At 70.7% G+C, this 13,489-nt stretch carries 13 protein-coding genes and 1 pseudogene; 9 read left to right on the top strand and 5 right to left on the bottom strand.

Annotated elements, in window-relative coordinates; all coding sequences use genetic code 11:
• On the top strand, positions 1-398 hold a 398-nt coding region (locus tag BLP62_RS12195), incomplete at its 5' end, for an aldehyde dehydrogenase family protein (protein ID WP_143004369.1).
• Here the strand turns inward: BLP62_RS12195 and BLP62_RS12190 are convergent.
• On the bottom strand, positions 395-1,438 hold the full coding sequence (locus BLP62_RS12190; protein WP_093008601.1) for a TAXI family TRAP transporter solute-binding subunit: 1,044 nt from the start codon (positions 1,436-1,438) through the stop codon (positions 395-397). The two genes, BLP62_RS12195 and BLP62_RS12190, sit on opposite strands and share 4 nt — an antisense overlap.
• Positions 1,439-1,575: 137 nt before the next feature.
• On the opposite strand from BLP62_RS12190, the gene BLP62_RS12185 reads away from it, so the two are divergent.
• Genes BLP62_RS12185 through BLP62_RS12165 form a run of 5 tightly spaced genes read left to right on the top strand, consistent with a single transcriptional unit; the run spans position 1,576 to position 6,793 of the window.
• Positions 1,576-2,370, top strand: a complete 795-nt coding sequence (locus tag BLP62_RS12185; RefSeq protein WP_093008600.1) for an SDR family NAD(P)-dependent oxidoreductase — start codon at positions 1,576-1,578, stop codon at positions 2,368-2,370.
• Positions 2,371-2,379: 9 nt separating this feature from the next.
• Positions 2,380-3,537, top strand: coding sequence for a M20 family metallopeptidase (locus tag BLP62_RS12180; RefSeq protein WP_093008599.1), 1,158 nt, complete (start codon positions 2,380-2,382; stop codon positions 3,535-3,537).
• A gap of 54 nt (positions 3,538-3,591) precedes the next feature.
• Positions 3,592-5,067 (top strand): ABC transporter substrate-binding protein, encoded by a 1,476-nt coding sequence (locus BLP62_RS12175; RefSeq protein ID WP_093008598.1) that lies wholly within the window; start codon positions 3,592-3,594, stop codon positions 5,065-5,067.
• Entirely contained in the window at positions 5,068-6,003 is a 936-nt protein-coding gene (locus BLP62_RS12170) for an ABC transporter permease (RefSeq protein WP_093008597.1), read from the top strand.
• Positions 5,996-6,793, top strand: a complete 798-nt coding sequence (locus tag BLP62_RS12165; protein ID WP_093008596.1) for an ABC transporter permease — start codon at positions 5,996-5,998, stop codon at positions 6,791-6,793. The genes BLP62_RS12170 and BLP62_RS12165 overlap by 8 nt, the downstream gene beginning before the upstream one ends.
• Before the next feature lie 6 nt (positions 6,794-6,799).
• Here the strand turns inward: BLP62_RS12165 and BLP62_RS12160 are convergent, their stop codons facing one another.
• Positions 6,800-7,762 (bottom strand): MFS transporter, encoded by a 963-nt coding sequence (locus BLP62_RS12160; protein WP_277621415.1) that lies wholly within the window; start codon positions 7,760-7,762, stop codon positions 6,800-6,802.
• 182 nt (positions 7,763-7,944) lie between these two features.
• On the opposite strand from BLP62_RS12160, the gene BLP62_RS12155 reads away from it, so the two are divergent.
• From BLP62_RS12155 to BLP62_RS12145, 3 genes are read left to right on the top strand one after another with little or no spacing between them, the layout of a single operon-like run.
• Positions 7,945-8,481 carry a TetR/AcrR family transcriptional regulator gene (locus BLP62_RS12155; protein ID WP_093008594.1) on the top strand — a complete coding sequence of 179 codons (537 nt, stop codon included), beginning with the start codon at positions 7,945-7,947 and terminating at the stop codon, positions 8,479-8,481.
• 2 nt (positions 8,482-8,483) lie between these two features.
• Complete coding sequence (locus BLP62_RS12150) at positions 8,484-9,059, top strand: LolA family protein (protein ID WP_038072261.1); 576 nt, start codon at positions 8,484-8,486, stop codon at positions 9,057-9,059.
• Positions 9,056-10,525, top strand: coding sequence for an MFS transporter (locus BLP62_RS12145; RefSeq protein WP_093008592.1), 1,470 nt, complete (start codon positions 9,056-9,058; stop codon positions 10,523-10,525). The genes BLP62_RS12150 and BLP62_RS12145 overlap by 4 nt, the downstream gene beginning before the upstream one ends.
• Before the next feature lie 96 nt (positions 10,526-10,621).
• Here BLP62_RS12145 and BLP62_RS12140 read toward each other — a convergent pair whose 3' ends face one another.
• From BLP62_RS12140 to BLP62_RS12130, 3 genes and pseudogenes are all read right to left on the bottom strand, one after another.
• Positions 10,622-11,305: a ferritin family protein gene (locus BLP62_RS12140; protein WP_241374294.1), complete on the bottom strand. Its 684-nt coding sequence runs from the start codon at positions 11,303-11,305 to the stop codon at positions 10,622-10,624.
• 253 nt (positions 11,306-11,558) lie between these two features.
• Positions 11,559-12,743, bottom strand: a complete 1,185-nt coding sequence (locus tag BLP62_RS12135; RefSeq protein ID WP_093008591.1) for a multidrug effflux MFS transporter — start codon at positions 12,741-12,743, stop codon at positions 11,559-11,561.
• A gap of 445 nt (positions 12,744-13,188) precedes the next feature.
• Positions 13,189-13,489: pseudogene (locus tag BLP62_RS12130) on the bottom strand (transposase); the annotation flags it as partial.

The raw sequence follows: 13,489 nt of genomic DNA, 5'->3' as shown, positions 1-13,489 counted from the left end.
ACGAGGCCGCCCTCCGGAAGGTGCAGACCCACGTGGAGGACGCCCTCGCCAAGGGAGCGAGGCTCGTGGCGGGAGGGGAGGCCAAGGGGCTCTTCTTCGCCCCCACGGTGCTTCTGGACGTGAAGCCGGAGAGCCTCCTCTTCCGGGAGGAGGAGGCGGTGCGCTGGGCCAACGGCTTCCCCGTGGGGCTCGCCGCCTACGTCTTCACCCGGGACCTCTCCCGGGCCTTCCGGGCGGCCGAGGCCCTGGCCTACGGCATCGTGGGGGTGAACGACGGGGTACCCTCCACCCCCCAGGCCCCCTTCGGCGGCGTGAAGCGCTCGGGGCTCGGCCGGGAAGGGGGGAAGTGGGGCCTTTTGGAGTACCTGGAGGTCAAGTACGTGTCCCTAGGGCTTTAGCGCCACACCCCCTTCTCCTGGAAGTAGCGGACGGCCCCAGGATGGTAGGGCACCTTGCCTCCCCGGGAACGCACGGCGTTGTCTAGGGTGGTGTCCCGCGCCGGGGCCACGGCGGCGTGGAGGGCAGGGAGGTTTTCAAACAAGGCCTTCACCATGGCGTAGGCCACCTCCTCGGGGAGGCTCGCCGGACAGGCGAAAACATTCCAGAAGGTAAGGCTAGGGGTGTCGTAGCGGGTGTTGTAGACCCCCTTGGGAATCACCCCGGTGTCCACCACCCCGGGAAACCGCCGCCGGAGCACCTGCACGGGGGTGCTCTCCGGGGGAAGAGGGACCAGGTAAAGGCGTTTGCCCCTCCGGGCAAGCCCCCCCGCCAGCTCCAGGATGCTCCCCGTGGGCAGTCCTCCTGACCAGAAGAAGGCATCAAGGTTCCCCTCCGCAAGGAGGGAGGCGCTTTCGGCTACCCGCACCCGCTCCCACTTACCGAAGTGGACCTTGGGGTCAAAGCCGGGGACGGCGGCGGACATGAGGATCCGGGCCTCGTACTCAATGATGCCCCCGGGCACCTCCGTGGAAACCCGCTTCCCTCTTAGGTCCTGGAGCACGCGGATCCCGCTTTCTTCCGTGGTCACCACGTGGAAATAGTTGGGGTACATCGTAAAGAGGATGCGTACCGGCACAGGCTTGCCCTGGAACCGTTCCTCTCCAGAAAAGGCCATCAGGGCGGCGTCGGGAAGCACCGTACCGCAGTAGTAAAGGCCGCGGGCAGGGTCCGTCCGATCCCTGAGGAGCATGAGGTTTTCTATGGAGCCTCCAGATTGGATGGCCTGGGCTTGGACGACGCCCGCTTTGCTCAAGATTTCCGCTACGGCCGTGCCGTAGTAGAAGTAGACCCCGCCCACGCCCCCCGTGCCGATAACCACCTGGGGTTTCTGCGCCAGGGAAGGGCTCAGGATCAGCCAGACTAAAGCCCCAAGACCCACAAACAGCCTTGGGAAAGTTCCTAGCCGACGGGCGAAGCGAGCCCAGGACCACTTCTCCATACCCAACCTCCGGGTGCCATCACTATAACCCAAACGCCCCCCCGGGTCACCCAGTGGACGCGCCTCGCCGCGGAGCTACGCCAGGGGGGGCGGAGATTGGCTTGCAAGTTGGCCGTCAGGCCTTAGAGTAAGGGCAAATGCAACGCTACCGGGCGATGCTGGACCTCTCGGGGCAGGGGGCGTTGGTGGTGGGGGCGGCCTCGGGGATCGGCCGGGCCTCGGCGGAGGCCCTCGCCGCCTTCGGGGCCAGGGTCCTTCTGGCCGACCGGGACGAGGGGGGCCTCGAGGCCGCCCTCAAGGCCATCCGCGAGGCCGGAGGGGAGGCGGAGGCCATGGTCCTGGACGTGACGGCGCCGGGGGCAGGGGAGCGGGCGGTGGAGGCCGTCCAAAAGCGCTTCGGCCGGCTAGACGTCCTCGTCTCCACCCCGGCCATCAACGTCCGCAAGCCCCTTCTGGAGTACACCGACGAGGAGGTGGACCGGGTGGTGGACCTGAACCTCAAGGCCACCCTCCGCCTCCTCCGGGCGGGGGGAAGGGCCATGCGGGAAGGGGGCGGGGGAAGCCTCATCGCCCTGGCCTCCATCCGCGCCCTGGTGGTGGAGCCCGGCCAGGGGGTCTACGCCGCCACCAAGGCGGGGATTCTTCAGATCGTCCGCGCCTTGGCCGCGGAGCTCGGGCCCTACGGGGTGCGGGCGAACGCCGTGGCCCCGGGGCCCATAGAAACCCCCCTCACCGCCCCCATCAAGGCCCACCCCGAGTGGTACCGGGCCTACGCGGAGAAGACCGCCCTCCTGCGCTGGGGCAGGCCCGAGGAGGTGGCCATGGCCGTGGTCTTCCTGGCCTCCCCCGCCGCGAGCTACATCACCGGGACCCTCTTCCTGGTGGACGGCGGCTGGACGGCGGTGGACGGCCGCTTCACCCCGCCCTTATAGGAGGGAAGCGTGGAGCGGGCCCTGCTCGCGGCGGAGGCGGTGGAGGCGGAGGAGGTGGTGGGCCTCCTTAGGGCCCTGGTGCGGATCCCGAGCCACTACCCGGGCCCCGGGGAGGAGGGGGTGGTGGACTTCCTCGAGGCCTTCCTCAAGGAGCGGGGCCTTAAGCCCTTCCGCCAGGAGGCCGCCCCCGGGCGGCCCAACCTGGTGGCGGACCTGGGGGAGAGGGATGGGGGGCTCCTCCTGGAGGGGCACACGGACGTGGTCACCCCCGGGGACGAGGCCCTCTGGCGCTACCCGCCCTATGGGGGCGTGGTGGAAGGGAAAAGGCTCTACGGCCGGGGGGCCTGCGACATGAAGGGAGGCCTCGCCGCTCTGGTGGGGGCCATGCTTGCGGTGAAGCGGGCTTTGGGGAAGCCTCCCCGCCCCTTGCGCCTCGCCGCCCTGGCGGACGAGGAGGGGATGATGCTCGGGGTGAAGGCCTTCGTGAAGGCGGGCCTCGCCCGGGGCTTCCGGGGGGCCTTGGTGGCCGAGCCCGAGGAGATGGAGGTCTGCCTCTGGCAGAAGGGGGCCCTCCGCCTCCGGCTCCGCTTCCCCGGGAAGATGGCCCACGGGGCCATGCCCTACGCCGGGGAGAACCCCATCCCCAAGGCGGCCCGCTTCGTCCTGGAGCTAAAGGAGGTGGAAAGGCGCCTGCAGGAGCGCTTCCCCCACCCCTACCTGGGGCCCCCCTACCTCACCCCCACCCGCTTCCTGGCCACGGCGGGGGAAGGCCAGCTCAACGTCATCCCCGCCGAGGCCGAGGTGGCCCTGGACGTGCGCACCACCCCGGGGGTGGACCACGCTGGCCTCGTGGCGGAGCTCGCCGCCCTCGCCGGGACCGGGGTGGAGGTCCTGGAGGACCGCCCCCCCGTGGAGACCCCAAAGGAGGACCCCCTGGTCCAGGCGGCGGAGGAAGCCCTACGGCTCCTCGGCCTTCCCGTGAAGCACGGGGGGGTGCCCGGGGCCACGGACGGCACCTTCCTCCGGGCCTGGGCGGGGCTTCCCGTGGTGGTCATGGGGCCCGGGCGGAAGACCCTTCCCCACCAGGTGGACGAGTGGGTGGACCTGGAAGAGGTGGTCCAGGCCGCCCGGGTCTACGCCGCCCTGGCGGTGCTCTACCTGGAATGAGGCCTTTCCACGCTTCCAAGGCGTGGTAGAGTGCTCAGCAAAGGAGGGAGGAAGATGCGCAAGCTGGCGGTTTTGCTTCTCCTCGGCCTGGCCCTGGCCCAAAACCGGGGCGGGGAGCTCAGGGTGGCGGTTCTGGCCGAGCCCCCCGTGCTGGACCCCACGGCCTCCACCAGCCAAGAGATCCCGCGGATGCTCTACGACAACGTCCTCCAGGGCCTGGTGAAGTTCAACGAGAAGGGGGAGATCGTCCCCGCCCTGGCGGAGCGCTGGGAGGGGAGCCCCTCGGGGCTCACCTGGACCTTCCACCTGAGGAAGGGCGTGCGCTTCCACAACGGGAGCCCCTTCACCGCGGAGGACGTCCTCTTCAAGTTCAACCGCGCCCGTGACCCCAAGTCCGGCCACACCCACCCCGAGTACTACCAGGACATCGGGAGCGTGGAGGCCAAGGACCCCTACACCGTGGTCTTCCGCCTCCGCCAGCCCAACCAGGACTTCCTCTTCAACCTGGCCCGGCCCGATTCCGTAATCGGGCCCAAGGGGAGGGTGGAGGAGCAGAAGACCCAGCCCATCGGCACCGGGCCCTTCCGCTTCGTGGCCTGGGAGCGGGGCGTGGGGGTGAGGCTGGAGCGGTTTGAGGGCTACTATGAGCCCGGCCTCCCCTACCTGGACCGGGTCTTCTTCCGCTTCCTCCCCGACCAGAACGCCCAGCTCGCCGCCCTGCGGGCCGGGGACATCCACGTGATCGGCCTCGGGGTGAGCCCGGAGACCGCCCTGGTCCTGCAGAAGGACCCCAACTTCAAGGTGATCACCGGCTTCACCACCACGGAGATCACCACGGGGATGAACAACAGCCGCCCCCCCTTCAACGACCTCCGGGTGCGCCGGGCCATCCAGCACGCCGTGGACAAGAAGGCCCTAGTGGAGGGGGTGATGCTGGGCTTCGGCACCCCCATCGGCAGCCACCGCTCCCCCGGGGAGGGCTGCTACGTGGACCTCTCGGGGTTTTACCCCTACGACCCGGCCAAGGCCAAGGCCCTCCTCCAAGAGGCGGGCTACGGCCCGGGCAACCCCCTGCGCTTCACCTTCACCCTGGCCGCCCCCTACCCCTACGAGCGGCGGCTTGGGGAGGCTATCGCCGCCCAGCTCGCCCAGATCGGGGTCCAGGCCCGGCTGGAGGTGGTGGAGTGGGCCACCTGGCTCTCCCGGGTCTTCAGGGGGGCGGACTACCAGATGACGATCATCGGCCACTCGGAGCCCAACGACATCGGCATCTACGCCAACCCGAACTACTACTTCCGCTACGACTCCCCGAGGTTCCGCGAGCTCTACACCCAGTACCTCCGCACCCCGGACGCGAAGAAGGCCTGCGACCTGATGAAGGAGATGCAGAGGCTCCTCGCCCAGGACGCGGTGAACCTCTGGGTGATGAACGCCCCCTACCTCGCGGCCATGCGCAAGGAGGTCATGGGCTGGTGGCCGAACCAGCCCACCCCGAGCCTCAACGTGACCCGGGTCTACCTGGCGCGGTAGATGGGGCGGTTCCTCCTAAGGCGGCTCCTCCTGGCCCTGGTCACCCTGTGGCTCGCCTCCAGCCTGGTCTTCGCCTTCCTCCTCTTCCTGCCGGGGGATCCGGTGCAGGCCATCCTGGGCCTCGAGGCCTCCCCCGAGGCCCGCGCCGCCCTGGAAAGGGCGCTGGGCCTGGACCGGCCCCCCGGGAAGCGCTACCTCCGCTGGCTTGCTGGCCTCATGCGGCTTGACCTCGGGGAGTCCATCCGCTACGCGCGGCCCGTGGCCTCGCTCGTGGGGGAGAGGCTGGCCCTCAGCCTCGCCCTGGTCCTCCTGGGGCTCGGGGGGGCCCTCCTCTTCGCCCTGCCCTTGGCCCTGTGGGCGGCGCGCTTTCCCCCGGTGGACCTGGCCCTGAGCGGCCTCATGGCCTTTTTGCAGTCGGTGCCCACCTTCTTCCTGGGGGTGGTCCTCCTCTACGCCTTCGCCGTCCACCTCCCCCTCCTCCCCGCAAGCGGCTTCCCCGGGTGGCAGGACCCCCTCGCCGCCCTCCGGCACCTCCTCCTCCCTGCCCTCACCCTGGCCCTGGCCCGGGCCGCGGTCCTCTTCCGCATGGCCCGGGGGAGCCTCCTGGAGGTCCTCTCCCAGGACTACATCCGCACCGCCCGGGCCAAAGGGGTGCCGGAGGGGTGGGTCCTCCTCAAGCACGCCCTGAGGCCCGCGAGCCTACCCGTGGTGACCCTCCTGGGCTTGGAAGGGGGCTTCCTCCTCACGGGGGCCGTGGTGGTGGAGGCGGTCTTCGCCCTGCCCGGGCTCGGCGGCCTGGCCCTCACCGCCCTCGAGGCCCGGGACTACCCCCTCCTCCAGGGGCTCGTCCTGGTCATGGCGGCCCTCATCGTCCTCTTCAACCTGGCGGTGGACCTCCTCTACGGGCTTCTGGACCCCAGGGTGGAGTATGCGTAGCCTGAGCCTCCGCCTCGGAGCCTTCCTGGTGGGCCTCTTCCTGGCCATGGCCCTCCTTTCCTTCCTCTACCCCGTGGACCCCAACGCCCCCGACTTCCTCAACCGGCTCAAGCCCCCTTCCCCGGAGCACCCTCTGGGCACGGACCCCCTGGGCCGCGACCTCCTGGCCCGCCTCCTCCACGGGGCGAAAAACGCCCTCCTGGTGGGGGTCATCGCCGTCTCCGTGGCCTCCACCTTGGGCGCCCTCCTGGGGCTTCTGGCCGGGTACCTGGGGGGGCTTTGGGACGGGGCCTTAAGCCTCCTCATGGAGGCCCTCTACGCCCTCCCGGGGCTCCTCCTCGCCCTCCTCTTCGCCGCCCTCCTGGGCCCGGGGGCGGTGAGCAGCACCCTGGCGGTGGGGCTTTCCATGATCCCCGCCTTCTTCCGGGTGGCCCGGGCGGGCGCCCTAAGCCTGAAAACGGCCCCCTTCGTGGAGGCCGCCTTGGCCCTCGGAGCCTCCCCCACCCGGGTGCTCCTCCGCCACCTCCTCCCCAACCTCCTGGGGCCCCTTCTGGTCCAGGCCAGCCTGGCCTTCGCCGCCGCCCTCCTGGCGGAAGCCGCCCTCTCCTACCTCGGCCTGGGAACCCAGCCCCCAGAGCCCAGCCTCGGACGGATGCTCCGGGAGGCGCAAAGCTTCCTCCCCCTCTCCCCCTACCCCGCCCTGGTGCCGGGCCTCGCCCTCTCCCTGGCCGTCCTCGGCTTCAACCTCCTGGGGGACGGGCTCCGGGACCTGCTGGACCCCAGGCGGTAGGCCGCCCTACCTGGGCCGCCAGAGCAGCAAAAGAGCGAGGGCCGCGGCCTGGAGGGCGAAAAGGACCAGGAGGGCACCCCTATACCCGAGGCCCTCCACGAGAGGGCCCATGCCTGCTTGTAAGGCAAAGATGCCCACCACCCCCGCCAGGTTCACCCAGGCCATGGCCCGGCTCGAGGCCTCGGGGAAGAGGGTTGCCGTATGGGCCAGGACCAGGCCGTTGAACCCTCCCCCGAAGCCCACCAAAAGGTAGGCCAGGCCCAGCCCTATCCCCCCTCCCCAGGCGAGGAGGCCTGCGGCGAAAACCCCCATGCCCAACGCCAGGGCCCTTCGCGTCCCCAAGGCCGCAGCCAGACTCCCGCTGGCGAAGGCCCCCAGCACGGAGGCCAGGTTGAGGAGGGCAAGAAGCTCTCCCACCCGGTCCCCGGGAAAGCCCCGCGCGTAGGCGTAGGCCCCTACCCAGAAGGTCTGCAAGGCGAAGAAGGCCCCCACGTACACCGCCGAAACCAGGGCCAAGGGTCCCACCCCCAGGACAGCCCGGCCCTCCTGCCCCCGCCCACCCGGCCCCGGCTTCCCCCCGACGGAAGCCCTCGCCACCCAAAGGGCCAGGCCCAAGGCCAAAACCCCCAAGGCCCCATAGACCCCCCGCCAGCCCCAGACCTCGCCAAACCGGACCAGGGGCCAGGTGGAGAGGAGCCCCCCAAGCCCACCCAGGGCCACGGTGAGGCCGCTCAGGAACCCCAGCCGCTCTGGGGCGAGGAGCTGGTAGGCCCGCAGGGCCCCCACCAGGGCCAGGGCCACCCCCGCCCCCATAGCCAGCCGGCCCAAGGCCAGGAGGGCCAGGCCTGGCGCCGCCGCCACCAGACCGCACCCCAAGGCGGCGAGGGCCAAGAGGGCCGCGAGGGTCCGGGAAGGGCCCCACCGCTCCAGCACGTGGCCGAGGGGAACCTGGGCCAAGGCAAAGGCCAGGACCCCGGGGACAGGCCAAGGTCCCTGGTCATGAGAGCTCCCGCCAAGCGCAGCGGATAGCCGCCATTCCGCACTCCTCCTAGGGTGAAGGGGGTGCGGAATGCGGGTTCCCCGACCCCGAGCTCAGGTAAATGTGAGCGAGGGCGCAGTCTTTTTCCCTGCTTTCCTACCTACTGGTAGGTATGGACACCCGGACCCGCATCCTCCAGGCGGCCCGGCGGGCCCTGGCCGAGCGCGGCTACGCCGCCACCCGCCTGGACGAGCTGGCCGCGGAGCTGGGCCTGACCAAGGGGGCCTTCTACCACCACTTCCCCAGCAAGAGGGCCCTCCTGGAGGCCCTTCTGGAGGAGTCCCGCTCCCGGGCCGCCTCGGCCCTGGAGGCGCCCGGCTCCCTGGAGGAGCGCCTCTTCCGCTACGCCCTGGCCTACCGGGAAGGCGTGGAGCCCCTCTCGGCCCTGGCCACGGCCCACGGGGGAAGGGGGGGCGAGGAGGAGGCCAAGGCCCTCGCCCAGGAGGCCATGCGCCGGGAGATGGCCCACCTGGAAGCCTTCTTTGAAGAGCGCTTCCCCGGGGAGGGCCGCTCCTTGGCCGGCCTCTTTAGCTCCTTGGTGCACGGGGCCTTCATGCTGGAAAAGCACCTGGGGGGCTACCGGGCAGAGGAGCTCCTAAGGGACTGGATCCGGGTGTTCATCAGGGGACTGCCCCAAAGGGAGGAATAGGTATGAGAACCGTTTGGATGACCCTCGCGCTGGCCCTGAGTTCGGCCCTGGCCCTAAGCCCCGAGGAGGTGTGGAAGGCCCTCGAGGCCCACGCCAAGGTGGAGGGCTACCTGGCCCAGGCCCGCCAGGGCCCGGTGGTGTACCAGGTGGCCTTCCGCCGCCCCTGGGTGCGCATAGACTGGCTGGAAGGCCCCGAGTACCTGAAAGGGAGCGCCCTCGTCTCCGACGGGCAACGGGCCTGGAGCCGGGGCCCCAAAGGCCCCTGGCAGGAGGGCAAGGCCACGCCCCCCGACGACCCCTTGCAGCTCCTCTTCACCGACTTCCCCAAGGTGGCCCAGGAGTACGCGGTGCGGGACCCTCAAGAGGAAGGGGGCCTCTGGCGCTTCCTCCTGGTGAAAAAGAACCCTCCCAAGGACGAGCGCCAGCCCGCCGCCTGGCGGATCACCCTAAACCCCAAAGGGCACCTGCCCTTCCGCGTGGAGGTCCTCTCGCCCTCCGGGAAGCTCCTCTCGCAGGTGGAGTACCTGAAGCTGGACCTGAACCCGCCCCCGCAGAGCCTCTTTGAGGTGAAGCGATGAACGGAAGGCTGCTTTTGGCCCTCATGCTGGGCGTCTTCATGGGCGCCCTGGACAACGCCATCCTGGCCCCCGCCCTGCCCGCCATCGCCGAGGACCTGAACACGGGCGTGGACCGGATCACCCTGGCCTTCTCCATCTACTCCGTCTTCTACGCCGTGGCCGTGCCCATCCTGGGGAGGCTTTCCGACCTTTTGGGCTACGGGCGGATCTACGCGCTCTCCATGGCCCTCTTCGCCGGGGGAAGCGCCCTGGCGGCCCTTTCCCAGAGCCTGGAGGTGCTGGTCTTCGCCCGGGTGGTCCAGGCGGTGGGGGCGGGGGGGCTTTTCCCCGTGGCCCAGGCCATCGTGGGGGTGGTGGCCCCCGAGGAGCGGCGGGGCGCCTACCTGGGCCAGATCCTCGGGGTCTTCGCCCTGGGAAACGTGCTGGGGCCGAACCTCGGCGGGTTCATCGTGGAGCGGGCCTCCTGGCACTGGGTCTTCTGGATCAACGTGCCCATCGGGGTCCTCGGGGTGCTCCTCCTCTTTGGGGCCCCCCTGCCCCGGCCCTCGGGCCAGGCCAGGCTGGACCTCGTGGGAGGGGTGCTCGTGGCCCTGACCTTCGGGAGCCTGGTCCTAGGCATCCAGGGCCTGGAGCGCCTCGAGGAGCTGGGCTTCCTCTCCTGGCGCATCGGGGGGCTCTTCCTCCTGGCGGGGGTCTCGGGGCTCGCCCTGGTCCTCTACGAGAGGCGGCACCCCGCCCCCCTCCTGGACGTGCGCCTGGCCCTTTCCCCTCCCTTCCTGCCCCTTTGGCTGGTGTCCACCCTGGTGGGCTACGCCCTCCTGGGGGGCATCGTCTTCGCCCCCCTCTACGGCCAGGTGGCCTTCGCCCTTTCCCCCTTCGCCTCCGGGACCATCCTCAACGCCCTGGCCCTGGCCTTAGGCGGGGTGAGCGGGGCGGCGGGGGCCCTGGTGGGCCGGGTGGGGGGCAAGCGGCTCGTGGTGCTCGGCATGGGGCTCACCGCCTTGGGGCTTTTCGTCATGGCCTACCTGGCGAGCGCCCTCTGGCTCCTCCTCCTCGGGCTTTTCCTCCTGGGGGTGGGCCTGGGCCTGGTGCAGGGGCCCCTCTCCTACCTGGCCCTGGGCCTCGCCCCCCAGGGGAGCCAGGGGCAGGTGTCCAGCCTGGTCTCCCTCACCCGGAGCCTCGGGGCGGCGGCGGGGATCACCGTCTCGGGGGTCCTCCTGGCCCGCAGGAGCCAGGAGCTGGCGGCCCTCACCGCCGGGGGCCCCGTGGGGTTCAGCGGGGGAACGGGGAACCTCGCCGAGGCCCCGGCCTTCGTGAGGAGCCTCCTCCAGGGCACCCTGGGAGAGGGGGTGCTGGACGGGTGGAGGCTCGCCTTCCTGGCGGCCCTCCTGGGCTTCGCCGCGGCCTTCCTCCTCCGGGAGCGGCCCGCCGGAGCCGGGGAACCCGCGGCGAAGGCCCCCCGCTGAGGCAAGCGCCCGCACCCCGGTTCCCCCTCCCGATGGGGTGCGGGCTTTAAGGCTTTCGCCGAAGCGGGGTAGGCCCCAGGCCCGCACGGGGTGCCCTCAACCCTCCGCCTCCAAGGCGATGCGCTCAATCTCCCGGAGGCCCTGGCCCCGGGCGAGCTGGAGCCGCCGGTACCGCTTCTGGAACTGGTCCACGGCGTAGCCCACGAACTCCCCCACCTCAAGCCCCAGGGGAAACCCCTCGGGATAGGCCGCGAAGATCTCCTGGACCACCCCGAGGGCGAGGGGCAGGAGCTGGTCCATCCGCCGATCGAGGACGCCCCAGAGGGAGGGGTCCTGGGCGAGGTGGCGGGAAAGGAGGTAGAGGCCGTAGGCGATGTGGCGGGACTCGTCCCGCTGCACGTACCCCACCCCCTCCAGGGTCCCGGGAAGCCCCAGGCCCCGCTCGCCCACCACCTCGGCGGCCCGGCGGTAGGCGTGGTAGCCGGTCTCGGCCAAAACGCCTTCCACGATGACGTTGTAGGTGACGGCGGCCTCCACCTGGGCTTCGGGGGAAGGGTCTTGCAGGAGGCGGTTCATGGCCCGGGGCAGCTCCTCGTAGAAGATGCGCCGATAGCTCTCGCCGTGGAAGCCTTCCAGATCTCCCCCTTGGGCCACCTCGTGGGTCAGCACGTGGAAGAACTCTACGTGCTTCGCCTCGTCCAGGAGGAAGGTGGTGAGAAACATCTCCTCCTCGAGGCGGCCCTCCCGGGCGATGACCTGGACGAGGGGCAGAAGGTCCAAGGTGACGGCCTCTTCCCCGGCGAGGAAAAGGGAGGCGAAAGGAAGGCCCGCCTCTGGGCCCCGCCCATGGCGGCGAAGCTTTCCTTGTCCACGGAGAAGTCTATGCCCTGAGGGTCCCAAAAGTGCCGTTTGGCCTTGTGGTAAAGCCTGAGCGGGAAGGAGGCCTCGAGGCCTTCCCGCACCGTTTTGACCCCCTGACGGACCATAGCCCCTCCTTTCTCCGCCTCTCCCCCATTCTACGCCCAAAGGCCCTTTACCTCCCCGGGCCCCCTTCGGGAGGAGGGCTGGCCTCCGCCAGGAACACCCCGGCGAAGGCCAGGGCCCCGAGGCCCAGGAGGCCGAGGCTGAAGGGGAGGGGCGCCCCGCCCGAGGCCTGGCCCACCAGGGTGCCGAAGAGGGCGGCGAGCAGGGTGGAGAGAAAGCCGGTGAAGCTCGCCGCGAGGCCCGCCACCCTCCCTAGCCCCTCCAGGGCCCGGGCCTGGGCGTTGGGAAAGGTGAAGGCCACGAGGAAGAGGACCAGGGTGAGGTGGAGCCAGAAGGGGAAAGGCCCTGGGGCCAAGGCGTGGAGGGGGAGGAGGAGAAGGAGGAGCAAAAGGGCCCCCACGGCCAGCCTGAGGGCCTTCCCGAGGCCGAGGCGGGCCACGGCCCTGGGCCCCAAGAGGTTCGCCCCGGCGAGGGCGAGCCCCGTGGCCCCGAAGGCCAGGGCGAAGGCGGGGTTGGAGAGGCCGAGGTGGGCCTTGTAGAGCTCCGCCGAGGCCGCCAGGTAGGCGTAGAGGACGCCGAAGACGCCCCCCAGAGCCAGGGCGTAAAGCCCCGCCCGGCGGTCCTCGAGGACGAGGAGGGCCCCTTCCCCCAAGGAGGCGAGGCGCAAGGGGCGGCGCGCCCCCTCGGGAAGGGTCTCGGGGAAGCGCCCGCTCCAGAAGAAGGCGAGGAGGCCGAGGAAGGCGGGGAGGGCGTAGGGCGCCCAGGGGCCCAGGGCGAGGAGGCCCACCCCCAGGGCCGGGGCCAGGACGGGGGCCACCATGAGGACGAGGAGGGCGTAGGAGAGGCGCCGGGCCATGGCCTCCCCCCGGTAGCGGTCGCGGACGCTGGCGGTGACGCCGATGCGGAAGCTCGCGGCGAAGAAGCCCTGGACGAGCCGGGCCGCGAGGAGGAGGGAAAAGCCCGGGGCGGCCACGGTGGCCAGGGCCGCGAGGCTGAAGCCGAGGAGCGCCCCCCTAAGGACCCTCCTCCGCCCCAGGGCGTCCATGAGGGGGCCCCAGAGGAGCTGGCCCAGGGCGAAGCCCAGGAAGTAGAGGCCCACCACGAGCTGGGCCGCCGTGGGGCTCGTGTCGTAGCGGTGGGCGGTGGCCTCGAGGGCGGGGAGCATGACGTCTATGCTGAAGGCCCCAAGGGCCATGAGGGTGCCGAGGAAGAGGGTCTCCTCCAAGGGTCCCATCCCGGGCCACGCTACCACAAAAGGGCGGGAGCGGCGTGTTGGGCGCTCCACGAGCCCTTGCTCTAGACCCGGTCCCCTGCCCAAAACCGGAAAGGAGCTCGCCAAGCGCCCCAGGCCCCGGCCGCGGAAACCCCCGTCCAAGCCCTGGGTTCTGGAGTGGAGGTTTGGGGCCTACTGGCCACGGGGGTCCAGGGCCTCGCGCACCGCACCCCAGGCCCTAAGTGTCCGCACCTTGATCTCGCCACATGGGACGCCGGAGGTAGGGCTTTGCGAAGGCTCTTTTGGGGCCCCCGCTCTGGCGCAAGCCAGAGCGGGGTACTTAGTCCCGCCAGCCCGGGAAGAGTCTTGCTATGCCGGAAGCATACGGCGGCCAGCGGCTCTCCACTTGAGCTCCGCTCTCGAAGTTGTAGAGCCCCCTTTTCGGATATTCACCTGCGTACTCACCTCACGCCACCACCCGCAACACCCGGGTGATGGGCAGACCCGCCTGCCCAAGAAGCTGGGCCACCACGCTCCAGGCCATCACCCAAGCTTCCACTTGCAGGGCCACCGCCTTCAGCCCCCGTACCCTCCCCACCGCCCCCACCAGCCCCATCGGTCCCTTCAGCAGACCAAAGACCGTCTCCAGCTCCCACCGCCGCCCCAAAAGCCTCCGGTACGCACCTCTCCCCCGCCGCCGCAGGTTCAAAAGCCGCCCCCTCCCCTTTGGCCTTCCCCGTCTCCGGTTATGCCCCGTCACCAGAAGC

Source organism: Thermus arciformis (assembly GCF_900102145.1).
Classification (GTDB): domain Bacteria; phylum Deinococcota; class Deinococci; order Deinococcales; family Thermaceae; genus Thermus; species Thermus arciformis.
The sequence above is the reverse complement of the archived record's forward strand: the minus strand, read 5'-3'. Positions and strand labels throughout refer to the sequence as shown.

Coding starts and splice junctions, on each gene's coding strand:
- BLP62_RS12135 (WP_093008591.1), bottom strand. CDS start 12,743: ATGGGACCCTTGGAGGAGACCCTCTTCCTCGGCACCCTCATGGCCCTT.
- BLP62_RS12190 (WP_093008601.1), bottom strand. CDS start 1,438: ATGGAGAAGTGGTCCTGGGCTCGCTTCGCCCGTCGGCTAGGAACTTTC.
- BLP62_RS12165 (WP_093008596.1), top strand. CDS start 5,996: ATGCGTAGCCTGAGCCTCCGCCTCGGAGCCTTCCTGGTGGGCCTCTTC.
- BLP62_RS12185 (WP_093008600.1), top strand. CDS start 1,576: ATGCAACGCTACCGGGCGATGCTGGACCTCTCGGGGCAGGGGGCGTTG.
- BLP62_RS12155 (WP_093008594.1), top strand. CDS start 7,945: ATGGACACCCGGACCCGCATCCTCCAGGCGGCCCGGCGGGCCCTGGCC.
- BLP62_RS12175 (WP_093008598.1), top strand. CDS start 3,592: ATGCGCAAGCTGGCGGTTTTGCTTCTCCTCGGCCTGGCCCTGGCCCAA.
- BLP62_RS12170 (WP_093008597.1), top strand. CDS start 5,068: ATGGGGCGGTTCCTCCTAAGGCGGCTCCTCCTGGCCCTGGTCACCCTG.
- BLP62_RS12145 (WP_093008592.1), top strand. CDS start 9,056: ATGAACGGAAGGCTGCTTTTGGCCCTCATGCTGGGCGTCTTCATGGGC.
- BLP62_RS12150 (WP_038072261.1), top strand. CDS start 8,484: ATGAGAACCGTTTGGATGACCCTCGCGCTGGCCCTGAGTTCGGCCCTG.